Source organism: Gordonia hongkongensis, from assembly GCF_023078355.1.
Taxonomy (GTDB): Bacteria; Actinomycetota; Actinomycetes; order Mycobacteriales; family Mycobacteriaceae; genus Gordonia; species Gordonia hongkongensis.
Genome location: NZ_CP095552.1, coordinates 1,485,697 through 1,510,810, shown reverse-complemented (window position 1 = coordinate 1,510,810; position 25,114 = coordinate 1,485,697). Strand labels below are relative to the sequence as shown.

Sequence of the window (25,114 nt, the reverse complement as noted above, 5' to 3'; positions counted from 1 at the left end):
GTTGAATAAGCTGGTCCCGGCTCGTGTACGACGCACTGAGCGGCATCGAGAACTCCCACCGCCGGCCGGGTGGCCGATGGTGGGAGTTCGGGATCGTCGGGACGTCGCGGTCAGGCAGGTCCGATGGGCGCCTCGCCGCGCAGGGTGATCCGGTGCATCACCCGGCGGGCGTCACCGTAGTCGCGGTTCGCGTAGTGCAGCGTGTTCCGGTTGTCCCAGAGGACGAGATCGCCGAGACGCCAACGGTGCCGGACGATGTGTTCGGGCTTGGTGAGGTGTGCGTAGAGCAGGTCCAGGATGCCGCGGCTCTCCGCCTCGGAGACGCCGTCGATGTGCGACGTGAAACCGGGATTGACGAACAACGACTTCCGGCCCGTCTCGGGATGGATGCGCACCACCGGATGGGTGACCGGCACCAGCTCGGTGACCTCCTCACCGTCCCAGGTGTTGCCGCGGCCGTTGCGTCGTTGCTTGAGGTAGTAACCGAATTCGCGGTTGCCGTCGTGTACCGCGCTGAGTCCGTCGATCATCCGCCGAACCGGTTCCGACAGCGACTGGTACGCGAGCTCGGCGTCCGCCCAGTTGGTGTCACCGCCGTTGCGCGGCAACACAACCGGACGCAGGATCGAGCCCATCGGCGGACGCGGCATGAAGGTGACATCGGTGTGCCACACGTCGGCGAAGCCGTTGTCGGCGCTGTCGAGCGAGTAGACCTCGCCGGGGACGTCGCCGCTGTTCCACACCGGATGCCCGAAGGTCAGGTCTCCCAGCCGATTTCCGAACCGGATGTGCGCCTCGTCGTCGAGGTGCTGATCGCGCAGGACGATGACCTTGTAGTCGATCAGCGCCCGGCGCAACGCGGACACCTGTGCGTCGGTGGCGGATGCGACATCGACGCCGCGGATCTCGGCACCGAAACTCGGGCCGAACTCGTCGATGTCGAATTCGACTCCGCCGGAGATGGTTCCGGCGTCAGGACGGTGCGTGGTGGCGACGGGGTGAGAGGTGGTGGTCATGAGGATTGTTCTCCAGGTCGATGAAGGCGGGGGTCGGAGCGGGGTGCGCCGGCGGCGAACCGTGGTGCGATCCGTCCGCCCAGTTCATCGAGTGGAGGGTGCCCTGGTGTGCGCTGATCGAGCCGAACGCGCCTCGCGTATTTCCGCTGGTTGAGCCGGCGAGGAGCGGAGCCGCCGGGCCGAGCAAGCGACGAAGGAGCGCGTCGAGGTCGACGAGCCGAGTCGAAGCCACTGCGGTGGCGGACGACGCTGGAACGGAGGACACCCCCACTTCCTAACCGGACGCCGCGCCACCGCACAGGGTTGAGCCCACGCTGAGGAAAAGGCCCGGCCGCTCATGCGACCGCGGCATCCTTCACCTCAGCATCTTTCACGGCGGCCTCCTTCACCGCGGCACCGATCTCGGCGCGCAGGGCGGCGTATTCGGGTGAACCGCGTAGTTCGTCGGGTTCGACGCCGGTGCGCGGCAACGTCGAGGTGAGGTCCAGTGCGACCTGTCCCGGTCGTTTGGTGAGCACGATGATCCGACTTCCCAGGAACGCTGCCTCGTCGGCGCTGTGGGTGACGAAGACGTTGGTGCGTCCGCTGTCCGCGCTCACCGCCCGCACATCCTCCTGCAACCGTTCCCGCGTGAGGGCGTCCAGCGCCGCGAACGGCTCGTCGAGCAGCAGCAACGGCGTATCGGCCGCCAGCGCACGGGCGATGGCCACCCGCTGCTGTTGCCCGCCGGAGATCTCCCAGATGCGCCGGCCGGCGGTGTCGTCCAGACCGACGCGTTCGAGGAGTTCGGCGCGGCGTGCCACCCGTTCGGATTTGGGGACCTTCGCGTACTTGAGCGCGAGATCGACGTTGCCGCCCACCGTCTTCCACGGGAACAGGCGCGGTTGCTGGAAGACGACTCCGGAGGTCACCCCGGGTACCGGGGCGCCTCCCGACACCTCCACCCTCCCCACCGTCGCGGGTTCGAACCCGGCGATGAGTCGCAGGAGGGTGGACTTGCCGCATCCGGACGCACCCACCAGCACCAGGAACTCGCCCGGCGGGACGTCCAGGTCGACCGGGCCGACCGCGGTCACGGCGTCCGCACCTGTCCCGTACCTCTGGGACACGTTGTGCAGACGGATCGAGACGCGTCGCCCCTCGGGTCGGTCCGGCGGACTACTGCTGTTCGAGGACACCCGGCAATCCCTCTGTGTAGATGGCCTCGCGGAAGGTCTCGATCGGCGGTGCGGCCGGGATCTGCTGCTGCTCGGCGAGGAACACCGCCGCGCTGTGTAGGTTCTCGGAGAGATTGCCCGGGTTGCCCTGGGTACCGAGCCACGTCGGACTGGTCAGCTCCGCGACGGTGAGGAAGGTGCCCTGCTTCAACTGGTTGGCCGCATCCTCCGGGGTCGTGCCCAGCTGTGCGGCGACGGCGTCGGCAGCGGCCTGCGGGTCGTCCTTGATGAGGGTGAGCGCGCGGGCCTGGACCTGCCGCCAGGTGTTCACGACCTCAGGGTTCGCCGTCGCGAATTCACTGGAGACCACACCGAGGTCGAGCGTGGGCTTGCCAGCGGTGGCCAATTGCCGGCTGGCGATGAGAGTCGTTCCGTCCTGGCGCAATTCGTCGAGCGTGGGCAGCCAGGTGTAGACCGCGTCGACGTCGCCGCGCTGCCAGGCCGCCAGCGAGGCCTGCGGCTGCAGATCGATCAGGTTCACGTCCTTCGGGTTCACGCCGGCCTGGTTCAGCGCGGCCAGCAGGCTGTAGTGGGCGGTCGAGGCGAACGCTGTCGCCATCCGCTTGCCCTTGAGATCGGCGACGGTCTCGATGCCGGTTCCGTTGCGCGCGACAAGGGCCTCGTTGTCGCCGGCGACGTCGAGCACGAAAGCCACCTGGTACGGGATGTTCAGCGGCGCGGACAGTCCACGGGCCACGGGGCTGGAGCCGATGGCGGCGAAGTCGACCTCTTTGGCGACGAACGCGGTGTTGATGTCGGCACCGGAGTCGAACTTGGTCCACTTGATGTTGTAGTCCGGCAGCGCTTCTTCGAGCCACCCGTTGTTCTTGACGATCAGGTCGCCGCTCGGGAACGACTGGTAGGCGAGCCGGATCGTCGGCTTGCTGTCGTCCCCGGAGTTGTCGACCGAGCAACCGGCGAGCACCAGCGCCACTGCGGCGATCATCCCGAGCACCGCACCGAAGCGCGACCGGCGCAGCCGGTACGAACCGGCCCTCTTGCGTGTGATTGTCATGTCTTTCAGGCCTTTCCGCGCCACGGCACCACTCGGTGCTCGATTGTTCGTAGGAGCCCGTCGATGATCAGTCCGGACAGACCGATGGCGATGATGCCGACCAGGACGACGGGGGTGTTGTTGTAGTTGCTGGCGTCCTTGACCACGCCACCGATTCCGGGGATGCCGTTGAACAGCTCGGCCGCGACCACGGAGGAATACGCGATGCCGACCGAAAGCCTTACGCCGGTGAAGGTCTCGGGCAGCGCCGACGGTACGACGACGTCGCGGATCACCTCGGACCGCGAGGCCCCGAGCGCGCGCGCCGCCTCGATGAGACTCACCGGCGCGGCACTGACGGCGGCGGTGGTCGCCACCGCCGCGGGCGGTAGCGCGGCCAATGCCAGCAGCGTGATCTTCGGCGCCTCGTCGATGCCGAGCCAGATGACCAACAGGAAGAAGTAGGCCAGCGGCGGTAGAGCGCGCAGGAACGTGAGCCACGGTTCCAGCAGGCGTCGGAACCACCCCACCGTTCCCATCGCCAGACCAAGCAGCACGCCGAGGATCACGCCGATCGCCACACCTGCGAAGACCCGGCGCAGCGTCATGTACAGGTGTTCCCACCAGTAATAGTCGGCATAGCCGCGGACTCCGTCGTGCGTCGTGGACATGTCGACAAAGGCCTGCCACACGGTGCCCAGGCGCGGCACGAAGGTCTCACTCCAGATCCCGCTGACGGCGACGACCTGCCACACGGCGGCGAACAGCACCACCGAGAGCAACGGGAGTCCCACCCGGGTCAACAGCGATCGCGCGCGAGACGAACCGCCGGGCGACGTGCGCTCCGCCCCACCACCCGCTTCGTCCGGGGTGATGTCCACAAACAAGGTCACCGTGCATGTCTAGACATCGCGAACCCCGGCGGCCAGAGTTTTCCTCTCCGAGAGGAAAACTCCCGCCGGATGCATACGGATCCGGAGCGATGTGCTTGTGGCGTGGGGTTTCGCTGGTCGCGTCCGCGTGGGCGTTGCCTAGAACACGAACTGCGCGGTCACCTCGGCGACGCCGGCCAGCGCGGACTGGACGCGAGCGTGTAGCGCGACTCCGGCGGCTGTCCATCCGGGTTCGTCGTCGAGGTCGGCGTCGTGTGGACGCGCGTTCCACACGTCGTTCCACTCGGTGAGCTCCGCTGCCAGCTCGGGGTCGAGGCCCAGGCGCAATGGGTCGGCGGGGTAGTTCTCGGTGAAGTTCTCCCAGAGTGGTCCGGCGCCCCACTCGGGAAACATGCGGATGAGCCGCAGGCCGTCGGGAAGCACCACCGGTCGTGACTCTGCGGAGCGGGAGGCAAGATATCGCAGTTGCATCTCGGCTCGCCCTGCCCGCTCGACCCGTGTTCGAGCGGGCTCCCGATAGTCGTACCCCGACAGCCACACCAATCGCTCATGGTCGGCTCGATCGTCGACGACGACAGCGAGCGACCACAACTTGCCCTGATCGGTGAAGAAGTAATCGGCGTCCGAGATCACCGTCGTCACATCACATCCGGAGTAGTCGAGGACCTCCGCGCGGTGGCCGGCCCCGTCGTACTCGAAACCGAAGAGTCTCAACGGTGTCTCGTCACCGGCGTCATCGCCACCCGACCGCGCTGTGTTGCTGTTCGTCATCTCTTCACACCCCCGATCGGTGAGCATCTCTCACACATCCAGCCGCCCTAAGCGACAAACCCTTGCGACCGAGGTGCACGACAAGACGCCTGCGCGTCCGAGGTGCGGGAAGCGTACGCATGCTTCCTGATCCGAAAGAACCGCAAACCCCTGGTCCCTGAGGTGCGAGGAGCGCAAGCCGCCGGGCCGAGCAAGCGACGAAGGAGCGCGTCGAGGTCGACGAGCCACGAAGGGCCCTGATGAGGCACCTTGCGAGCCCTTCGTGGCAGTGAGAATGGGTGTGGGTGGTTGACCGGGTTTGGGTCTGACTTACTTCGTGGCTGACGGTGCTGTCATGGGCGAGATGTGTCGGCCCAGAACTTCGGTCGATCACCTGCACCAAGTGACCTTGAGGGCCGGGGCGGGTGTGACCTGATTAGGACCCTGTCTGGCTGGTAGGCCGTGACTCTTCACTGTCCTGTCCACCCGCCCCGGTGAGGTCATCCCACACCGCAGTGAAGGAGACACCGCCAGAATGGCTGAGACAGCAGTGACCACGCAAGTGGTCGTACTCGGAGTCGACACCCATCAACAGACCCATCACGCCGCGATCGTCGCCACCGACGGCCGCCCGCTGGCCGATCGCGAGTTCCCGACCACCACCGCCGGCTACACCCAGTTGTGGCAGTGGGCGTGTGGCTTCGGCCGCGTCGAGGATGCCGCGGTGGAATCGAGCGCCTCCTATGGGGCCGGGTTGACCCGCATGCTCACCGCTGAAGGGGTGCGAGTGATCGAGGTCAACACCCCCGATCTGCCGCGCCGCTACGCCCACGGTAAGACCGATCAACTCGATGCCTACGCCGCGGCGATGGCCGTCATCACCGGCCGCGCCACCGCGGTGGCCAAAGACACCCGCGGCGCGGTCGAATCTGTTCGGATGCTCACCGTGGCAAGGGCTTCGGCCGTCGCAGAGGCCACCCGGATCGGTAACCAGATCCGTGACCTGTGTACCACCGCACCAGCCGAGCACGCCGATCAAGCGCGCCAGGCCCGCACCATCGCCAAGCGGGCAGCATTCATCACAGACTTGCCGGTACCAGCCGAGAAAGCTGGTCTGTCCGCGCCGGCCGCGGCGTTCGTGCGCGCGGCGCGGTCGCTGCTCGACCGACACCGACTCGCCCAACAACAAGCCCGGTCCTTGGCCCGCGAACTCACACGACTGCTGAGCAAGCTGGTACCCACCCTGCTCTCGCGCCCGCAGATCGGGCCGATCACCGCCGCCCGCCTGGTGATCACCGCCGGTGACAACGTCGAGCGGATGGGCACCGAGGCACGGTTCGCCAAACTCGTCGGCGCCGCCCCGTTACCGGCATCCTCAGGCAAAACCAGCCGCCACCGACTCAACCGGGGCGGGGACCGGCAAGCCAACAGCGCTCTGCACATGATCGCGGTCGGACGCATGAAATCCCACGCCCCCACCCGCGCCTACGTCGAACGCCGCTCCGCCGAACACAAAACGAAGAAAGACATCCTCCGCTGCCTCAAGCGATACATCGCCCGCGAAGTGTTCCGCGACCTCACCACCGACCTCGGAGCACTTGACAAGCTATAGGACCCTCTCGCTTCGCTCGCACCTCAGCATGCAGAAGTCTGGACGCTCACGAGTGTTTTTCGTAGTCCACAACGGCCGCCAGGCCGTACCTACTGAGGTGCAAGAAACGAACCCTCCCCCGCTCCCCGAGACGGGAGAAGCGCAAGCACCGACCCCCTCCGTCCCCCGAGGCGCGACGAGCGCAAGCGACGAGCCTCGAAGGGGTCTACACCCCAGGCCGAACTCAAAACCGCTCGCAATCAGGCCGATCGAACGTGAACCGAAATGCGGGACGAGTGTGACTGGAGTACACCTTGTCAACAATCCACGCCCACCCAACGCGAATCGACGCACAGACGACGAAATATGCTGCACAGTCGATGAATTCGTGGTTCTCGGCCTGTGGAATTTTCTCGAAATCGAACGAATGTTCCTGTACCTTGGAGTCATGCCAGAGCTCGCCACTCTCCTCGATCAGCTCATCGAAACCACACCACCCGCCGATGACCCCACGGGCAGAGCGACGTTCGACGCCCTCGAGACGCTGCGCTTGATCCGCAACACCGTCGACCACCAGATCGTCACCCACACAGCGCAACTCGACGACCTCCGTGTCGCCCAGAAAGCGGGCAGCACCACCAAGAAACTGCTGATCGAGTCAGGCCATGCCCCGGTCGCCGCTCTTCGCACCATGCGGAGTGTCGATGCCCTGCCGACGTTGCCGGCCCTGGCGAGTCACGCGGCCGACGGGCGGCTGTCCAGCGAGATCGTCGACGCCATCGTCCGAGGCATGCACCAGATCGACAAGCGTTGTGGTGAGGCGCTTTCCGACGACAAGCGCTCACGGTATGAGCTCGAACTCATCGCCCAAGCACTGTCCGGTGCGACGCCGCCGCAAGTACTCAAGCATGCCCGAGCCATCGTCAACACTCTGGCGGACGCCTCCGACACCAGCGTACCGGCCGCCGACGACCCATCGCTGAACGCGGTCAACGCCCACACCACCGACGACGGCCGCGTCGAAATCCGGGCCGACCTCACCCAGATCGTCGGCGAGAAGTTCCTGGCCATGATCGACGAACGATCGTGTCCACGGCCCGAACCCGACGGAGCCGAAGATCGACGAACCGCCGAGCAGCGCCGTGCCGACGCTTTCGAACTGATCCTCGACCAAGCAGCGATCGGCGCGACCATCGACACCGTCGGAAGCCCACGCACGCAACTGATGCTGACCATCCCCGCCACCGGAGAACTCGCAACGCTGCCGTGGACCGGGACGGTCAGCCATGCCACCGCGAAACAGGTCTCCTGCGACGGATCCCTGATCGAGATCGTCCTCGACAGTGAGGGCGTACCGCTGCAGATGGGCCACACCCGTCGGTTGTATCCGGCACACCTCCGCAAAGCAATCATCGTCCGCGACGCCTGCTGTATCAAATGTGGTGCACCACCGTCATATACCCAGGTCCACCACATCCAGCCATGGGCCGACGGTGGACCCACCGACCTCGACAACGGCTGTTTGCTGTGTCAGCGCTGCCATACGCAAGTCCACCACCACGGCTGGGACATCGTGATGGGTTTCGACCGTCATCCCTGGCTTGTCCCACCCGCGACCATCGATCCGCGGCGCCGACCACTACCCGCCTACAACCGACGCACCATGCGACTCGACGACGCCGCCTGACCGCTGCCGCCACAGACCACCAGACTTTCGCGTAGCAGCCTCGCTCCCGGCGCCCGCCCGGGACCGCATCCGTCCCTTGACAACTCCACAGCGACACTGCAGTCGGCTCCGTTCCTGGTCGGATCGTGGACCGGGAACGGGGCCGTACTGTGAAACCCTCGCCGCTACCCCGCCCTTGCACCTGGACCACATGCGGGCTGACGGCCGCCGTGAACTGCCGAATGGGCTGCCGCCCCGTCAGTGGGCCGCGATACTTCCGACTGCGGCAAATCGATGTCCGGTAGCGCACCCTGTTGGGCAGCTTCACCTGCAGGCCGAAGTTTCTCTTAGACAACTGCGCCCAATGGAAAGACCGGCATCGCTGTATGCCCGTGCCCCCGACATTGAAGCGCTCCTTCGGCCGAACGTGCGCTACTGAATACATGCGCAACCGATCCGAGGAGCGCGGTTGCCTCACCCCCGGCCGCAAGGCTCAACCGAGGAGCGCAGTCGACCTCGACCGGCGGGACTGTCTCGCATACCTGCCCCGACTTGTGACCGACAGACTGCAACTCGACTCCCAGACCTCGATCGAAGTCTGCCGGTCGAGTTGAAGTTTGCCGGTCGCCGGACCCTTCGTGGCTCGTCGCTGCGCTCCTCGCACCTCAGGGAGCAGGGGCTGACGCGCCCTCCGCAAGCTCCGGACGCACCTCAGGGAGCAGGGGCTGCCGCGGGCACACCGACGACAACCGCCTGCTCATCACGCCGACGTCAGCTGACCGCGAGCCACGCCGCGAGTCCGAGCCCGCACACCCCGACCACGATCCGGAGCGGCCCGGGCGGCAGCCGTTTCACGACAGGCGGGCCGCACCACCCGCCGGCAAGACAGCCGACGGCCATGGCGAGCGCCGCCCACCAGTCGACGGGACCCCAGATCATGAAGCCGATGGCGGCGATCGTGTTGGCGATGCCGAGGAACAACGACTTGGACAACGCTGCGCGCCACAATGGTTCGCTGGTCACCACGAGCATGAGCGCGAGAATCATGATGCCGGCGCCCGCCCCGAAGTACCCGCCGTACACCGAGATCAGCGTCAGGCCCAGGATGAACACCCAGGGACGCTCGGCGTGCGAGGTGGCCCACCGCCGCAGAACCGGTTGCGCCAGCAGGGCGATCGCGGCGATCGCCACCAGGAACGGCACGACGGTCTCGAACGCCTCGGCCGGCGTCGACAACAACAGCACCGCCCCGACCGTGCCGCCGATGAGCGCGGCGATCGCGCCGATGGTCAGCCGCCTGCGGTCACCGTCGAGGAGGGAGCGTCCCGACTGTGCGGTACTGCCCACCCCGACGGCGACCAGCGCGACCGTGTTCGTGACATTGGCCGCGATCGGACTGAGTCCGACGGCGAGCAGTGCGGGATAGCTGACGATCGACGCCAGCCCGGTGATGTAGCCGATCAGGCCGGCGCCGAAACCGGCGACGACCAGTAGAGCGAGCTCAGTGAGCGAAATGACGCGCCCCGGTGAGGTAGAGCGTCACGCCCGCCTCGTCGGCCGCCTCGATCACCTCGTTGTCGCGAATCGAACCGCCCGGCTGCGCAACGGCTTTCACCCCGGCCGACAGCAGTACCTGCAGTCCGTCCGGAAAGGGGAAGAACGCGTCCGACGCCCCGACGCTCCCCGCTGCACGGTCACCGGCGCGTTGCACGGCCAGGTGCGCGGAGTCGACGCGATTGACCTGGCCCATACCGACGCCGACCGACGCACCGTCGGACGCCAGCAGGATGGCGTTGGACTTGACCGAACGGCACGCACGCCAGGCGAACTCGAGGTCGGCAAGGGTCTGGTTGTCGGCCGGCGGACCCGCCACGAGGTTCCAGTTGGCCGGATTGTCGCCGTCGGCGTCGAGGACGTCGCGCTGCTGCATCAGCAGTCCGCCCGACACCGGCTTCGTCTCGATCCCGGTCGCCGCCGGCGGGGTGGCCACCAGGACGCGGATGTTCTTCTTACGGGTCAGCACCGAGAGCGCACCGTCGGCGAAGCCGGGCGCGACGATCACCTCGGTGAAGATCTCGGCGACCTGCTCGGCCATCGCCACGGTGATCTCACGATTCGCCGCGATCACGCCGCCGTAGGCGCTGACCGGATCGCACGCGTGCGCCTTGCGATGCGCCTCCGCGATGTCGGCGCCGATGGCGATGCCACACGGGTTGGCGTGCTTGATGATCGCGACCGCCGGGGCATCGAAGTCGTAGGCGGCGCGCCACGCGGCATCGGCGTCGGTGTAGTTGTTGTAACTCATCTCCTTGCCGTGGAGCTGCTCGGCGGTCGCAACCCCGCCGGCCCCGGCGTTACCGACATACAGTGCGGCCGGCTGGTGCGGGTTCTCGCCGTAACGCAGCACCGCGGAGCGGGTCCAGGTCGCACCGGCCCACGCCGGGAACTGCGACTCGTCCTCGGGCGCAACCACACTCGACATCCACGACGCGACCGCGACGTCATAGTCCGCGGTGTGCCGGAAAGCCTTTGCCGCAAGCTTCTTCCGGTCGACGAGCGAGAACCCGTCGGCCGTGAGGGCCTCGGTCACCAGCGAGTAGTCATCGGGATCGACCACGACGGCGACCGACGGGTGGTTCTTCGCGGCCCCACGCACCATCGACGGGCCGCCGATGTCGATTTGCTCGATGCACTCGTCCGGAGTCGCACCGGACGCCACCGTCTCGGTGAACGGATAGAGATTGACGACGACGAGATCGAATGCGGCGACGCCCAGTTCGTCGAGCTGAGCCACATCATCGGACTTACGGGTATCGGCGAGGATGCCCGCGTGCACCTTGGGGTGCAGGGTCTTGACGCGGCCGTCGAGGCACTCGGGGAAGCCCGTCAGCGTGGACACCTCCACGACCGGCACGCCCGCGCCGGCGATGGTCTTCGCGGTGGACCCGGTGGACACGATCTCCACTCCGGCCGCGTGTAGTGCCGTCGCGAGGTCGGCGAGACCGCTCTTGTCGTAGACACTCACCAGCGCGCGCCGAATCGGTCGACGAGAGCTGTCAGAGCTGGGTGCGTTCACGGGATGCGGGCCTTTCGTCCATCGATGACTACTCCTCGGGTGACCAGTGCGGTCACCACGTCGGCGAGCAACACACGCTCAACCGTCTTGATGCGTTCGTGCAGGGTGTCGACCGTGTCGTCGTCGTCGACGGTGACCACTCGTTGCGCGAGGATCGGGCCGGTGTCGACGCCTTCGTCGACCAGATGCACCGTCGCGCCCGTGACCTTGACGCCGTAGTCGAGCGCCTCGACGACACCGTGGGCGCCCGGGAACGCGGGTAGCAGCGCTGGATGACTGTTGACGACGCGACCGCCGAACCGGCCGAGAAAAGCCGGGCCGAGGATCTTCATGAAACCGGCGGTCACCACCCACTCCGGCTCGATCGCGGCGACCTCGTCGGTCAGCGCACGATCCCACGTCGCACGGTCGGCGTGGTCGGCGACACGGCAGGTGATGAGCGGGATGTCGTGGCGCTGCGCGACCTCTTGCGCCCGGCACGAGCGGTCGACCACGATCGCCGCGACACGGAACGGGGCATCCTCGTCACCGGCGCGCGCGATCAGCGATTCCAGCAGCGAACCGGTGCCCGACGCCATCACCACCAGCGGGGTGCGACCAGGTGCCGTCGGGGATGTCACGTCGTCGAGACTAATCGCCGCACGTTGGGCCGCCCGCGCCGGGTGGCGCCGCCGGGGCACGCCCGGGAAGCGCGCTGTCAGCGTTGCCGTGAGGCCCCGTGCGAACCGGGATGGAGGTCGTGATCCACGTCGACGGCGAGATCCGCCACGTCGAGATCGTCGTCGTACACGCGGTTCTTCGCCGGCGCGCGCCCGGATGCGGTGTCGAGATCGGAGTCGTCCGGGTCCGACGCGGCGACGTTCTCCGCGTCGTCGTCCGCGAGGTCAGCGTCCCCGAATTCACCGTCGTCGAACTCACCGTCGTCGTAGTCCGAGTCCTCGTACTCGCCGTCCTCGAATTCGCCGTCCTCGACCTCTGAGTACTCGGCGTACTCGTCGTCCTCGTCCAGATCGGTGACGATGACGTATTCGTCCTCGTAACCGAGGTCGAGTGGATCCTCGAAGTACTCCTCGCCGACAGCGAGACGTGCCGCTCGGGTCGACGGCAGGAAGGCGTAGACGAGCACGATGAGCAGGCCGACGACCGCGATCCAACCCAGTGTGAAGACCCCGGCCGCCGACACCGTCACGACGACCTCGCCGAACTCCCCCAGCGTTCCACCCGCCGAGACGGTGAGAACGGCGACCACCGAAGCCGCGACCGCCGCGGCGACACCCACCGAACGCACGTGGGCCATGGGATCGAGGTCGCGGCATCGCCAGCCGACGAACGCGGCGACACCGGCCGGCACGAGCAGTCCGACGAATCCCCATGCCCCGGCACCCGGCCCGTCGGGAAGGACCGCGAGAACCGGGACGGGCGGGACGGCGTCACCGCGGACCGTGAACAGGTCGACCGTCGTCGCACCGATCTGGACGTCGGAACCCACGAGCACCGCCATCGCGGCGACCATCACGTTCGGGAGGTAGAGCATCGACAGCAGGGTGAGTCCCAGGAACCCGTCGAAGTCGTAACCGGTTTCGATCAGTTCACCGATCTGCCCGTGCCTCATCAACATTCGCAGACACACCAGCACGGCTCCGGCCACCAGTAGCAGCAGCGCCGCCACCAGCCCGTACCGGAAACCGCGACGATCGGCGTGGGTCACGCCCCCGCGGACGGCGAAGTCGCGTCGTCGGCTCCACACGACACCGGCGACCGCCGCACCGCCGTGTACGCCGAGGGTGTAGAGGAACGCGAGCAGTGCGTTGGGCGTCTGTACCGGCAGGACCGACCCGCCGTCCATGACGACCGCCAGGGACATCGCGGTGATGAGAACGGGGCCGATCACCGCCGAGAACACGACGGCGCCGAGGTCGAACAGGTCGTGCCGATCGCGTTCGTTCGAGTTCGTGCCACCGGCGACGGCCCGGGCCGTCAGCCAGGCAGTGCCGGCGGCGACCGCCAGCGTCGGCAACAGCGGCAGCACACCTACGGTGACCCCGCTGATCGTGACCGGCATCTGGTGGACGGCCAGCCAGCCCGAGGCGATCGCACTCGGCAGTCCGGTCAGGCCGCTGCCGGCCAGCAGCAGCACCGAGAGCATCACGACGATCAGCGTCACCAGTGCTATCGCGGGAACGGTGAACGCGACAACCGCGAGCTGCCGGGCCGAGCCCTCGGCCGCCGTGCGCTGCGCACGACGTGATCGCCGCAGGTTACGCAGCTGCGACGCCAGATTGTCCGTGGTCGGGTCCGACTTGAGGGAGGGCATCGTCATGAGCCTGACACGGTCCCGGCCGACGCCGTCGTAGACGCGCCGAGCGGCCTGCGAAAGGGAGTCAGCTCACCGCTGGACCGTCCGCACGACGACAGTGCCCCGCCGACCGATGGTCGACGGGGCACTGTGGGGGTTCTGTCAGTTGCCGCTGCCGGTGGGCGGCTCCGGCTTCTGGAAGACCGTGGTCGAGTGGTCTCCGGCCGGGGTGTCGGTGCCCGAGGGGCCAGCGGATCCACCGGGCGCGGCCGGGGATGCGCCCGAGGCGCCGGCCGCGTACTGGCCGGGACGGTAGTCCCCGTAGCCCGACTCGCCGTGACCGGAGGCCGATGCCGACGATTCGCTCGCACCGCCGGAGTAACCGCTCTGACCGGCGGTCGACGCGCCCGACGACTGCGAGTAGGCCGACGGGTCGTAGTTCGCCGACGACTGCTGGCCGTACTGAGCCTGCGCGCTGCCGGTGCCGTAGGCGGTGGTCTGCGCCTCACCGTAGCCACCGGTCTGCTGGTGAGCGCCGGTGTCGGACTGCGCGGCCGACGAGCCGGGGGCTACCGCGGCGGTCGCCGAGCCCACCGCGGGCGCCACCTTGATGACGCCGGCGTCGACGAGCAACCACACGACTGCGAGAACCGCGGACAGGAGGGTGAAGATCAGCAGCACGATCGCCCCGGCACCGTTGTCGTCGATGTTGAGGAACTGGAACAGCGTGATCAGGAACGAGGTGATCGCCAGCGACGCCACGATCGGCGCCGCAGGCACCTTGATGCCCGGGATCAGCGAGATGAGCGCCAGGATCCCGGCAACGCTGATCAGCGTGTACGGCGCGTTGTACTGGGTCTGGAACAGCTTGAGCGCGAAGTCATAGGTCTCGGCGGCGGACAGGAACCCGCTGAAGAGGACGATGAGGCCGAAGGCGCCGATCGCGGCGGCGAGGAGAACCGGGGTGATGGCCGGCAGTCCCTGACTCGGCGCCTTGGTCGGCTGCGGGGAATACCCATACTGGCCGTAGCCCTGCTGGCCCTGCTGGTCCTGGCCGTATCCGGGTTGGCCGTACCCCTGCTGGCCGTATCCCTGCTGGCCATATCCCTGCGCGGGGCTCTGGCCGTAGCCCGGTTGCCCCTGGCCGTAGGACTGTCCGCTCTGACCGTACTGCTGGCCCCCGTACTGCTGGGCCTGACCGTACTGATCGGAACCGGGCGCGGGGCCCGCCTGCGGACCCGTGTTGTGCGCGCCGGACTGGGGATATCCGGATTGATTGCCGTACTGGCCGTAGGACTGGCCGGACTCGGGCTGCTGCTGCCCGTAGCCGCCGGGTGGGTAGGTCATGACGATCTCCTGGTCGGGTCGGTCGGTCAGGATCAGCGGGTCGCGTCGAGGTGACGGCGTCCGGCCGTCGCCCCCCACGAGCGCAGAACTGTCGACCACGCTAGTACACATACCAGCCGGGTCCCATGACCCTTGCACATCGGGGTCGCCCCGCCGGGCCACGAATCCCGCTCACCAGCGATGCGCGCGCCCTTGCTCGGCGTACCAGTTGATCAGCGCGTAGTCGTCGACCGCCTTGGGGTCGATGTTGACCTCGGAACGGCCCGCCAGAATCGCGGTGACCGGAACCTCGAGCTTCTTTCCGGTCCGGGTGTGTGGAATCCCGGGGGCCTCGATGACCTCGTCGGGCACATGGCGTTTGGAGAGGCGGTCGCGGACCGCGCCCGCGATCCGGCCGATCAGCGCGTCGTCGAGCGTCGCGCCGGGGACCAGGGTGACGAACAGCGGCATCCAGTAGGCGCCGTCCGGTCCGTCGACACCGAGCACGAAGGCCTCGGCGATCTCGTCGAGCGCTTCGACGACCTCGTAGATGTCGGCCGATCCCATCCGGATCCCGTGGCGGTTCAACGTCGCGTCGCTGCGGCCGTGGATCACGAGCGACCCACGTTCGGTCACCGTCACCCAGTCGCCGTGCCGCCAGACCGGTTTCTCCGGATTCGACGCACCGCCCTCCCATTCGTGGGCGAAATAAGCCGCGCGGTAGCGCGCACCGTCGGGATCGTCCCAGAAGCTCACGGGCATCGACGGCATCGGCGCGGTGACGACGAGTTCACCCACCTCCCCCACCAGCGGGCGGGCGTCGGGCGACCAACTCTCCAGTGCCACACCGAGGTAGCGCACCGACAGCTCCCCCGGGACGACCGGTACACCGGTGGAGCCGCCGGCGAACGCGGACACGATGTCGGTGCCGCCGCTGATCGACGAGATGGGCAGTCCGGACCCGACGTGGTCGTCGACCCAGGTGAAAAGATCTGCGGCGAGCGATGATCCGGTACTCCCGAGAGTGCGCAACCGACCGAGGTCGTGCCGGCGGCCCGGTTCCAGACCCGCCTTCCGCGAGGCCTGCAGCTGACCGGGACTCGTGCCGAAGTAGGTGACGTGCTCGTCGTCGACGACCTGCCACAGGCGGTCGGCGTCGGGGTACAGGGGCGAACCGCTGTAACAGACGATCCGCGAACCGCAGAGAAGTCCGGCGACCTGATAGTTCCACATCATCCAGCTGAGCGCGGTCTGCCAGAAGAACACGTCGTCTGCGGACAGATCGCCGTGCAGGGCACCGGCTTTCAGGTGCTCCAGCAGGACTCCCCCGTGTCCGTGCACGATGCCTTTGGGGCGTCCGGTGGTGCCGGAACTGAACAGCACCCAGAGCGGATGATCGAAGGGCACCTTGACGGGGTGGAAGTCGCCGGGGTCGCGGGTGACGGCGTCGGCATAGTCGAGGGCCGACGAAGACTCCTCGGTCGCGCCGATCGTGATGTGCGCGACCAGGTCCGGCAGTAGCCCGGCGAGCTCGGCGCTGTCGGCGCGCTTGTCGACGACATTGCCGTTGTAGCGATATCCGGCGGCGGTGAACAGGACCTTGGGTGCGAGTTGGCCGAGTCGGCCGGCTGCCCCCTGCGGGGCATAGTCCTGGCCACATCCGGACCAGATCGCGCCCAGGGATGCGGTGGCCAGGAAGGCAATGACGGCCTCGGGGATGTCGGGGAGGTAGGCGGCCACCACGTCCCCCGACCCCACTCCGCGCGCACGCAGGGTCGCGGCCAGGCCCGCGACCTGCGCCGGCAGTTCCGCCCACGCGATCTCGGAACGGTCACCGGCCTCGTCGATGCCCACGATCGCGGCGCCGGGCAGGGCGGCGTGCCGCAGGATCTGATCGACGTAGTTCAGCCGGATCCCGGGGAACCAGACCGCACCGGGCATCCGGTCGTCGGCGAGCACCGCCTCGTCCCCGGGCCCGAGCGGTTCCGCGGCGAGGGCGTCGAGGTCGAAGAATTCCCAGACGGCACGCCAGAACCGGGACGGGTGTTCCACCGACCACGCCCACAGATCGCCGTAATCGTCTGTGTCGGTCTCGAACCGCCCGGTCTCGAAACGCTCGGCGACGAAGCGGCCGAACCGGTCCATCTGGGTGCTCGTGACCCGCTCCGCAGTCCTCGACGTGCTCATCGCAACTGCTCGAGGATCGAGACCGCCTCGTCGCGCATCGCCACCTTGCGGACCTTCCCGGTGACGGTCATCGGGAACTCTTCGACCACATGGACGTACCGCGGGATCTTGTGTCGAGCGATCTTGCCGGTCGCGAACTCGCGCAGGTCGTCGGCGGTGAATTCGGTTGCGGTGTCGCGCAACCGGACCCAGGCCATCAGCTCCTCGCCGTATTTCACGTCGGGTACCCCGATCACCTGGGCGTCGAGGATGTCGGGATGGGTGTAGAGGAACTCCTCGATCTCGCGCGGGTAGATGTTCTCCCCGCCGCGGATCACCATGTCCTTGATGCGCCCGGTGATCCGGACGTAACCGTTCTCGTCCATGTCGGCGAGGTCGCCGGTGTGCATCCAGCCGTCGGCGTCGATGGCCTCGGCCGTCTTCTCCGGGTCGTTCCAGTATCCGGTCATCACCGAGTAACCGCGCGTACACAATTCGCCCGTCTCGCCGCGCGCCGAGGTCTCCCCGGTTCCGGGATCGACGACCTTGATCTCCAGATGTGGGCCGACCCGCCCGACGGTGGTCACGCGCAACTCGAGGGGATCGTCGACCCGCGTCTGCGTCGACACCGGCGACGTCTCGGTCATGCCGTAACAGATCGACACCTCACGCATGTGCATGCGGTCGACGACCTGCCGCATGACGTACTCGGGGCACGGCGACCCCGCCATGATGCCGGTGCGCAGGCTCGACAGGTCGATGTCGAGCCCGTCGTCGAGCAGGCCGAGTTCGGCGATGAACATGGTGGGCACGCCGTAGAGGCTGGTGCAGCGGTACTCCGCGACCGCCTCGAGGGTGGCCCGCGGGTCGAAGGCCGGCGCCGGAATCACCATCGCCGCACCGTGACTCGTCGCCGCGAGGTTACCCATCACCATGCCGAAGCAGTGGTAGAAGGGCACGGGTAGGCAGATCCGGTCGTCGGCGGTGTAGTTCAGCAGTTCGCCGACGAGGTACCCGTTGTTCCCGATGTTCCGGTGCGACAGCGTCGCACCCTTCGGGAAACCCGTTGTACCCGAGGTGTACTGGATGTTGATCGGGTCGTCGGGTGAGAGCGACGCAGCGATCTCGTCGACGCGTGTGAGCTCGTCGGCGCTCGGCTCGACACACAGCGCATCCCAGCCAGGGGATTCGAACAGGACCACTTCGCGCAGCTCCGGGCACTGTGGCCGGGCCTGTTCGAGCATCGTCGAATAGGCCGAGTCCTTGAAGCTCTCGGCGGCCAGGACGACGCTCGTCCCGGACTGCTGCAGCGCGTACTCGATCTCGTTCTGCCGGTACGCGGGATTGAGATTGACCAGCACGGCGCCGATCTCGGCCGCGGCGTACTGGGTCAACACCCATTCGAACCGGTTCGGCGACCACAGCCCGACGCGGTCGCCGACCGACACGCCGAGTCGTAGCAGTCCGGCCGCGAGCGCGCGTACGTCACGGTGGAACTCGGTGTATCGCCATTCCCGCCTTGCGGCGGCGTCGATCAACGCGGTTCGCTCGCCGTGGTCCGCGACGGTTCGGGCCAGGGTGGCTCCGATGGTCTCGGTGAGCAGTGCCGGTGTCTCCTCACCGCGCGTGTGTGCAGGCTTCGGGTGAGCCTCGGTGCTCATGTTCTTGCTCCGGTCTGTTCTCGGGGGTGGATGCCCGGATGGTCGGGGGCTTCGTCAGTTCTCGGGGGCGGGATCGGTACGCGTACCGCTCACACGGGACAGGACGACCTCCGCCTGGCGCAGGACCGGCCCGTCGATCATCTGACCGTCGAGGCTGAACACCCCGCCCGCGTGTTCGGCCGCACCGTCGAGGACCTTGCGCGCCCACTCGACCGCCTCGTCCGACGGGCGGTAACCGTTCCGGATGTGATCGACCTGGGACGGATGGATGCATGCGGTCGCGGTGTAACCCAGGGCCACCGCGTCGCGGACCTCGGCGACGAGTCCGTCGACGTCGGCGATGTCGAGGTGCACCGAGTCGACGGCGAACTTTCCGTACGCGGCGGCCGCGATGCGGACCATCGACCGGACCCAACTCGCGACGTCCCGGTACTCACCCGGCCGGGGTTCACCCGGACCGAACCGGCTCGACGTGCCGCCGAGGCCCGCGACGAGATCCTCTGCCCCCCACATCAGTCCGATGCAGTTGGAGGTGGCGGCGATGTCGCGGGCGCGGGTCGCGCCGAGCGGCGTCTCGATCAGTGCGATCGTCTGGAACGCGGTGTCCAGGATCGAGGACACGTCCTCGGCCTTGGCCTGCATGACCACCCGGTAGTTCGTCTCCGAGACGGCGGCGAGATCGCGCCGGTAGTCGCCGGTACCGGCCGGGTTGATCCGCACGATGGTGCGGTCCGGATCGATCGGATTGGCGACGAGAGCCTCCCGGGCTGCGGCGCGGTTCGTCGGCGACACCGCGTCCTCGAGGTCGAGGATGACGACATCGGCCCGGTCGAGGGCCTTCTGGTATCGCTCGGGACGGTCCGCCGGGCAGAACAACATCGCCGGCCCGGGCGGCAGCCACGCGTTGGTGAGCTGCCCCGACAACCCGGAACCCGCGACCGGGCCGCCGGGTGAGTCCTCGAAGAACATCGTCGTCACTCCGTCCGTTGCCTGCGCACCAGCGTTGCTCGTGCGGCGCGGGCGACGACCTCGCCGTGCTGGTTGCGTCCGATGTGGGTCAAGTTCACCACGCCCTCACCCGGACGCGACCGCGATTCGCGTTTACCGGTGCACTCGGTCTCCGCGTACAGGGTGTCGCCGGCGAACAACGGCGCCGGGAAGGCGACCTCGCTGAAGCCCAGGTTCGCCACCAGGGTGCCCTGGGTAAGTTGGGAGACCGACAATCCCACGATCGTCGACAGGGTGAACATGGAGTTGATCAGCCGTTGCCCGCCGAAACCCGGCTGCTCGGCCGACCAGGCGGCGTCGAGGTGGAGCGCCTGCGTGTTCATGGTCAGCGTCGTGAACAGCACGTTGTCGGCCTCGGTGACAGTGCGTCCGGGCCGATGTTCGTAGATGGTGCCCTCCTCGAACTCCTCGAACCACAACCCGCGCTGTACGATTCGACGCCCGCCGGTGGTGTCGCTCATGCGAACCCCAGCTCGCGCGCGATCAGCATGAGCTGCACCTCGGTCGTGCCCTCACCGATCTCGAGGATCTTCGAATCGCGGTAGTGCCGGGCGACGGGATATTCGTTCATGAAGCCGTACCCACCGTGGATCTGCGTGGCCATCCGGGCGTTGTCCATCGCCGCCTCACTGGCGATCATCTTGGCGATCGACGCCTCCTTCTTGAAAGGCTTGCCCGCCAACATCTTCGCCGCCGCGTCGTAGTAGGCGGTCCGCGCGACGTGGGCGCGCGCCTCCATCCGGGCGATCGCGAAGGACACCGACTGGTACTCACCGATCGCCTTGCCGAAGGATTGTCGCTCCTTGGCGTACTTCACGCTCTCGTCGACGCACCCCTGGGCGACGCCGGTGGCGAGGGCTGCGATGGCGATCCGCCCCTCGTCGAGGATGGACAGGAAGTTGGCGTATCCGCGGCCGCGGACACCGAGCAGGTTCTCCTTGGGAACGCGTACGTCGGTGAAGGTCAGCGGATGGGTGTCCGAGGCATTCCACCCGACCTTGTTGTACGCCGGCTCGGCGGTGAAACCCGGCGTGCCGGACGGCACGATGATGGTGGAGATCTCCTTCTTGCCGTTCTCCTTCACCCCGGTCACCGCGGTCACCGTCACCAGTGAGGTGATGTCGGTCCCCGAATTGGTGATGAACTGCTTGCCGCCGTTGATGATCCACGAGTCACCGTCGTCCCGGGCCGTGGTCGCGGTGGCTCCGGCATCCGAGCCCGCCCCGGGTTCGGTCAACCCGAAGCCGGCGAGCGCCGTGCCCGCGGTGAGTTCGGGGAGGTACTGCTCTTTCTGCTCCTCGCTGCCGAATCGGTAGATCGGCATGGCGCCCAGACTCACCCCGGCCTCGAGGGTGATGGCGACGGACTGGTCGACCTTGCCGAGTTCCTCCAGCGCGAGCGACAGGGCGAAGTAGTCGCCGCCCATGCCGCCGTACTTCTCGTCAAAGGGAAGCCCGAACAGTCCCATCTTGCCCATCTGGGCGACGACGTCATACGGAAAGCTGTGCTCGGCATCGTGTTTCGCGGCCACCGGCGCCACCACGGTCTGCGCGAAGTCGCGGACCGTCGCGATGAGGTCGGTGTACTCCTGGGTGAGTTCCATGTGAGTGTTCTCCTGGGAAGGTTGTCGACGGGTGGTTCAGGGCCCTTCGTGGCTCGTCGCTTTCGCTCCTCGCACCTCAGGGATCAGTAAAGGCTCGTCGCTTTCGCTCCTCGCACCTCAGAGATCAAGGGGATCGCCGGCGGTGACGACGGCGAGGATCTGTCCCGCGTCGACCTTGTCCCCCACCTTCACGGAGATGTCGACGGTGCCGTCCACCGGCGCGGTGAGCGCATGCTCCATCTTCATCGCCTCGACGACGACGACCGACTGGCCGGCGGTGACGTCGGCCCCGATCTCGGCGGCGACGGCGACCACGGTGCCCGGCATCGGGCTGGTGATCTCGCCGGCGTGCTCGTCGGCGGCCTCGTCGAGCAGGGGCTTCGCGAGTTCGAGGACCCAGGTGCCCGACGGCCCTCCCACCCACCAGCTCTCTCCGACGCGAACACTCGACCACGACTGCGTCACCCCGTCGACGACCAGGCGGTCCGAGCCGCGACCGTCGCCGGGCTGCGCCGGCTGGTAGACCACGTGCCCGGTCCACGACGCCTCGGCGTCGTCGTCGAAGGTGACGGTGGCGGTTCCCGAGACGGACCATTCGTCTGCGGCATCGACCTGGATGGCCACCGTCGAATGCCGTCCGCCGGCGACGAGGCGGGTGCGGACCGGAGCGGATCGACCGACCCGCCATCCGACCGCCGAGGACCAGACGTCGTCGGCATCGCGAGCGCCGATCCGCGCCAGACCCACGAGCACCTGTGCCTCGGGAATGGGCTCCGGCGCAGCGTAATCAATGACGAGGCGGTCCAACAGTTCGGTGTCGAGGTCGGCGTCCACGACCGCCTGCTGACGCAGGACGAAGCGGCAGAAGTCGATGTTGGTGACCACGCCCAGCACGCGGGTGTGGGCCAGTGCCTGGTCGAGACGTTCGAGCGCCTCCTCCCGGTCGGCACCGTACGCGATGATCTTCGCGAGCATCGGGTCGTAGTCACTGCCGACGCGCAATCCGTCGAGCATGGCCGAGTCGACGCGGATGCCGCCGCCGGCCGAGGTGTCGGGATGGACGAGATGCTCGATCGTCCCGCCGGTCGGCAGGAAACCGCGGGCCGGGTCCTCGGCGTACACGCGTGCCTCGATCGCGTGGCCGCTGAGGGTGATCGTGTCCTGCGTCAAACCCAGGACTTCTCCGCGGGCGACGCGGATCTGTTGTTCCACGAGGTCGACTCCGGTGACGAGCTCGGTCACCGGGTGCTCGACCTGCAGTCGGGTGTTCATCTCCATGAAGAAGAACTCGTCGGGCCGGTGCGCCGACACGATGAACTCGACCGTGCCCGCCCCGGTGTAGCCGACACTGCGCGCGGCATCGCACGCGGCCTCACCGATGCGAGCACGGGTCTCGGCGTCGAGCAGCGCCGACGGCGCCTCCTCGATCACCTTCTGGTGCCGCCGCTGCAATGAGCACTCGCGCTCGCCGAGGTGAATGACGTTCCCGTGCTGATCGGCGAGGACCTGCACCTCGATGTGGCGCGGGGTGTCGACGAAGTGCTCGAGGAACAACGCGTCGTCGCCGAACGCGGCGGCGGCCTCACGGCGGGCCCGCTCCAGCGCGGCCGGCAGCTCCGACGCCTCGGCCACCCGGTGCATCCCCTTGCCACCACCACCCGCACTGGGCTTGATGAGAACCGGGAACCCGATGTCGGGTGCGGCGGCGATGAGGTCGTCGTCGGTCAGGCCGGGGCGCGACAGACCCGGCACCACCGGCACGTCGCGAGCGGTGACGGCGGCCCGGGCCGTGATCTTGTCTCCCATCGTCGCGATCGCCTCCGCGGGCGGCCCGATGAAGACGATGCCCGCCTCCGCCAGAGCGGCCGCGAACTTCTGGTTCTCCGAGAGGAATCCGTAGCCCGGGTGGACGGCGTCGGCACCGGTCTTGCGTGCCGCGTCGACCACTTTTGCGATGTCGAGGTAGCTCTGGGTGGCGGCGGCCGGGCCGATGTGCACCGCGACGTCGGCCTCCCGGACGTGGCGCGCCTGCGCGTCGGCGTCGGAATAGACTGCGATACTGCGGATTCCCATGTGGCGCAGGGTGTCGATCACCCGGCAGGCGATCTCACCACGGTTGGCCACCAGGACACTGCGGATGGGTCTGGTACTCACGGTCGAAGTCCTCGGGGTAGGCGGAGCGGCGTCGGCATCGGCGGTCACATCCGGAAGACGCCGTAGCGCGGATCGGCGAGCGGTGCGTAGCGGGCGGTCTCGAGAGCGAGGCCGAGCAGTGTCCGGGTCTGCGCGGGGTCGACGATGCCGTCGTCCCACAGCCGGGCCGTCGAGTAGTAGGCATCCGATTGTTGTTCGAACTGTTCGCGGATCGGGGCCTTGAACGCTTCCTCGTCCTCGGTGGACCATTCCGCGCCGGATCGCTCGATCTGGTTGCGTCGCACCGTTCCGAGGGTGTCGGCGGCCTGCGGTCCGCCCATGACCGAGATGCGGGCGTTGGGCCACATCCAGAGGAATCTGGGCGAGTAGGCGCGTCCGCACATCGAGTAGTTGCCCGCGCCGAAGGAGCCGCCGACCATGACGGTGAACTTGGGCACGCGTGCGCACGCCACGGCGTTGACCATCTTGGCCCCGTTCTTGGCGATGCCGCCCTGCTCGTAGGCCTTGCCGACCATGAAGCCCGTGATGTTCTGCAGGAACAGCAACGGGATGCGACGCTGGTCGCACAGTTCGATGAAATGAGCTCCCTTCAGCGCGGATTCGCTGAACAGGACACCGTTGTTGGCGACGATCCCCACCGGGTGACCGTGCAGGTGCGCGAACGCCGTCACCAGACTGGTGCCGTAGTTCGCCTTGAACTCGTTGTATTCCCCTCCGTCGCACAGGATCTCGATGACCGACCGGACGTCGTACGGAGTTCGCGGGTCGGTGGGCACCACGTCGTAGATGTCGGTCTGCGGCCGCACCGGCTCACGGACCGGGATCGTCTCCCACTGTGGCGCCTCACGGGGCCCGAGGGTCGCGACGATCTCGCGGACCTTGGCGAGCGCCTGCTGGTCGTTGTCGACGAGGTGGTCGGTGACACCGGAGACCGACGAGTGCATCGCACCACCGCCCAGGTCCTCGGCGGAGACGTCCTCTCCGGTCGCCGCCTTCACCAGCGGCGGACCCGCGAGGAAGATGGTGCCCTGATTGCGCACGATCACCGTCTCGTCGCTCATCGCCGGGACGTAGGCCCCGCCGGCGGTCGACGACCCGAGGACCGCGGCGATCTGCGGGATGCCGGCGGCGCTCATGGTCGCCTGATTGAAGAAGATCCGTCCGAAGTGATCCCGGTCGGGGAACACCTCGTCCTGCTGGAGCAACATCGCGCCGCCCGAGTCGACGAGGTAGATGCACGGGAGCCGGTTGGCCGCCGCGATCTCCTGCGCACGCAGATGCTTCTTGACCGTGACCGGGTAGTACGTGCCGCCGGAGACCGTGGCGTCGTTGGCGACGATCATGCACTCGCGACCCGCGACACGCCCCACGCCGGCGATGACCCCGGCGGCGGGCACCTTGCCGCCGTACATCCCGAAGGCCGCGAGCGGGGCCACCTCGATGAACGGCGACCCGACGTCGAGCAGCCCGTCGACCCGGTCCCGCGGGAGCAACTTTCCGCGAGCGACGTGGCGATCACGAGCCTTCGCGCCGCCGCCGGCGGACACCTCTCGCAGGCGTTCGTCGAGCAGGTCGAGATTGCGCTGGTGTGCGGCCCGGAAGCCGTCGAGCGTGCTGGTCACCGTCGACCCTTCAGTTAGTAATGATTAACTGAAAGTGATCGTACGCGATGAAGTGGCCCATGTCACGCCCCGGGT

General features: G+C 67.7%; 19 protein-coding genes. 2 read left to right on the top strand and 17 right to left on the bottom strand.

All coding sequences use genetic code 11. The features are described from left to right. Positions 1-110: 110 nt before the first annotated feature. The 5 genes from MVF96_RS06840 to MVF96_RS06820 form a co-directional block, all read right to left on the bottom strand. Entirely contained in the window at positions 111-1,016 is a 906-nt protein-coding gene (locus MVF96_RS06840; RefSeq protein ID WP_058251518.1) for a TauD/TfdA dioxygenase family protein, read from the bottom strand. 335 nt (positions 1,017-1,351) lie between these two features. Then, positions 1,352-2,194, bottom strand: a complete 843-nt coding sequence (locus MVF96_RS06835) for an ABC transporter ATP-binding protein (RefSeq protein ID WP_078112195.1) — start codon at positions 2,192-2,194, stop codon at positions 1,352-1,354. Continuing rightward, positions 2,175-3,248 (bottom strand): taurine ABC transporter substrate-binding protein, encoded by a 1,074-nt coding sequence (locus MVF96_RS06830; protein ID WP_247451731.1) that lies wholly within the window; start codon positions 3,246-3,248, stop codon positions 2,175-2,177. Before MVF96_RS06830 ends, MVF96_RS06835 begins: the two co-directional genes overlap by 20 nt. Before the next feature lie 5 nt (positions 3,249-3,253). Further along, positions 3,254-4,120, bottom strand: coding sequence for an ABC transporter permease (locus MVF96_RS06825; RefSeq protein WP_078112196.1), 867 nt, complete (start codon positions 4,118-4,120; stop codon positions 3,254-3,256). Between the two features lie 138 nt (positions 4,121-4,258). Beyond that, entirely contained in the window at positions 4,259-4,891 is a 633-nt protein-coding gene (locus tag MVF96_RS06820; RefSeq protein WP_247451730.1) for a hypothetical protein, read from the bottom strand. A 514-nt stretch (positions 4,892-5,405) separates the two neighbouring features. Here MVF96_RS06820 and MVF96_RS06815 point away from each other — a divergent pair. Continuing rightward, entirely contained in the window at positions 5,406-6,482 is a 1,077-nt protein-coding gene (locus tag MVF96_RS06815; RefSeq protein ID WP_247451729.1) for an IS110 family RNA-guided transposase, read from the top strand. Between the two features lie 406 nt (positions 6,483-6,888). Then, complete coding sequence (locus tag MVF96_RS06810; protein WP_247451728.1) at positions 6,889-8,148, top strand: HNH endonuclease; 1,260 nt, start codon at positions 6,889-6,891, stop codon at positions 8,146-8,148. Positions 8,149-8,898: 750 nt separating this feature from the next. Here MVF96_RS06810 and MVF96_RS06805 read toward each other — a convergent pair. From MVF96_RS06805 to MVF96_RS06750, 12 genes are all read right to left on the bottom strand, one after another. After that, on the bottom strand, positions 8,899-9,642 hold the full coding sequence (locus tag MVF96_RS06805; protein WP_247452069.1) for a sulfite exporter TauE/SafE family protein: 744 nt from the start codon (positions 9,640-9,642) through the stop codon (positions 8,899-8,901). Beyond that, positions 9,629-11,203 (bottom strand): bifunctional phosphoribosylaminoimidazolecarboxamide formyltransferase/IMP cyclohydrolase, encoded by a 1,575-nt coding sequence (gene purH / locus MVF96_RS06800; RefSeq protein WP_247451727.1) that lies wholly within the window; start codon positions 11,201-11,203, stop codon positions 9,629-9,631. The genes MVF96_RS06805 and purH overlap by 14 nt, the downstream gene beginning before the upstream one ends. Then, positions 11,200-11,823, bottom strand: coding sequence for a phosphoribosylglycinamide formyltransferase (purN, locus tag MVF96_RS06795; RefSeq protein WP_058251526.1), 624 nt, complete (start codon positions 11,821-11,823; stop codon positions 11,200-11,202). The genes purH and purN overlap by 4 nt, the downstream gene beginning before the upstream one ends. A gap of 77 nt (positions 11,824-11,900) precedes the next feature. Further along, positions 11,901-13,517: a cell division protein PerM gene (locus MVF96_RS06790; protein WP_247451725.1), complete on the bottom strand. Its 1,617-nt coding sequence runs from the start codon at positions 13,515-13,517 to the stop codon at positions 11,901-11,903. A gap of 144 nt (positions 13,518-13,661) precedes the next feature. Next, positions 13,662-14,846: a DUF5336 domain-containing protein gene (locus MVF96_RS06785; protein WP_247452068.1), complete on the bottom strand. Its 1,185-nt coding sequence runs from the start codon at positions 14,844-14,846 to the stop codon at positions 13,662-13,664. 171 nt (positions 14,847-15,017) lie between these two features. Further along, positions 15,018-16,970: an acetoacetate--CoA ligase gene (locus MVF96_RS06780; protein WP_396275654.1), complete on the bottom strand. Its 1,953-nt coding sequence runs from the start codon at positions 16,968-16,970 to the stop codon at positions 15,018-15,020. Positions 16,971-17,008: 38 nt separating this feature from the next. Further along, positions 17,009-18,652 (bottom strand): AMP-binding protein, encoded by a 1,644-nt coding sequence (locus MVF96_RS06775; RefSeq protein ID WP_078113395.1) that lies wholly within the window; start codon positions 18,650-18,652, stop codon positions 17,009-17,011. Between the two features lie 54 nt (positions 18,653-18,706). Then, the gene (locus MVF96_RS06770; RefSeq protein WP_078113460.1) at positions 18,707-19,621 is read right to left on the bottom strand and encodes an HpcH/HpaI aldolase/citrate lyase family protein; all 915 of its coding nucleotides are present in this window, start codon (positions 19,619-19,621) and stop codon (positions 18,707-18,709) included. Positions 19,622-19,626: 5 nt separating this feature from the next. Further along, a complete protein-coding gene (locus tag MVF96_RS06765; protein WP_065631769.1) occupies positions 19,627-20,121 on the bottom strand; it encodes a MaoC family dehydratase in 495 nt (164 codons plus the stop codon). Beyond that, positions 20,118-21,263, bottom strand: a complete 1,146-nt coding sequence (locus tag MVF96_RS06760) for an acyl-CoA dehydrogenase family protein (protein ID WP_058251531.1) — start codon at positions 21,261-21,263, stop codon at positions 20,118-20,120. Before MVF96_RS06760 ends, MVF96_RS06765 begins: the two co-directional genes overlap by 4 nt. A gap of 117 nt (positions 21,264-21,380) precedes the next feature. Beyond that, positions 21,381-23,417, bottom strand: a complete 2,037-nt coding sequence (locus MVF96_RS06755; RefSeq protein WP_247451723.1) for an acetyl/propionyl/methylcrotonyl-CoA carboxylase subunit alpha — start codon at positions 23,415-23,417, stop codon at positions 21,381-21,383. Positions 23,418-23,461: 44 nt separating this feature from the next. Beyond that, positions 23,462-25,039, bottom strand: coding sequence for a carboxyl transferase domain-containing protein (locus MVF96_RS06750; RefSeq protein WP_065631772.1), 1,578 nt, complete (start codon positions 25,037-25,039; stop codon positions 23,462-23,464). Between the last annotated feature and the right edge of the window lie 75 nt (positions 25,040-25,114).

Bases quoted from the DNA above. Each gene is read 5' to 3' on its own strand.
- MVF96_RS06840 (WP_058251518.1), bottom strand. From the start codon at position 1,016: ATGACCACCACCTCTCACCCCGTCGCCACCACGCACCGTCCTGACGCC.
- MVF96_RS06830 (WP_247451731.1), bottom strand. From the start codon at position 3,248: ATGACAATCACACGCAAGAGGGCCGGTTCGTACCGGCTGCGCCGGTCG.
- MVF96_RS06820 (WP_247451730.1), bottom strand. From the start codon at position 4,891: ATGACGAACAGCAACACAGCGCGGTCGGGTGGCGATGACGCCGGTGAC.
- MVF96_RS06815 (WP_247451729.1), top strand. From the start codon at position 5,406: ATGGCTGAGACAGCAGTGACCACGCAAGTGGTCGTACTCGGAGTCGAC.
- MVF96_RS06810 (WP_247451728.1), top strand. From the start codon at position 6,889: ATGTTCCTGTACCTTGGAGTCATGCCAGAGCTCGCCACTCTCCTCGAT.
- MVF96_RS06790 (WP_247451725.1), bottom strand. From the start codon at position 13,517: ATGCCCTCCCTCAAGTCGGACCCGACCACGGACAATCTGGCGTCGCAG.
- MVF96_RS06785 (WP_247452068.1), bottom strand. From the start codon at position 14,846: ATGACCTACCCACCCGGCGGCTACGGGCAGCAGCAGCCCGAGTCCGGC.
- MVF96_RS06780 (WP_396275654.1), bottom strand. From the start codon at position 16,970: ATGGACCGGTTCGGCCGCTTCGTCGCCGAGCGTTTCGAGACCGGGCGG.
- MVF96_RS06775 (WP_078113395.1), bottom strand. From the start codon at position 18,652: ATGAGCACCGAGGCTCACCCGAAGCCTGCACACACGCGCGGTGAGGAG.
- MVF96_RS06770 (WP_078113460.1), bottom strand. From the start codon at position 19,621: ATGTTCTTCGAGGACTCACCCGGCGGCCCGGTCGCGGGTTCCGGGTTG.
- MVF96_RS06765 (WP_065631769.1), bottom strand. From the start codon at position 20,121: ATGAGCGACACCACCGGCGGGCGTCGAATCGTACAGCGCGGGTTGTGG.
- MVF96_RS06760 (WP_058251531.1), bottom strand. From the start codon at position 21,263: ATGGAACTCACCCAGGAGTACACCGACCTCATCGCGACGGTCCGCGAC.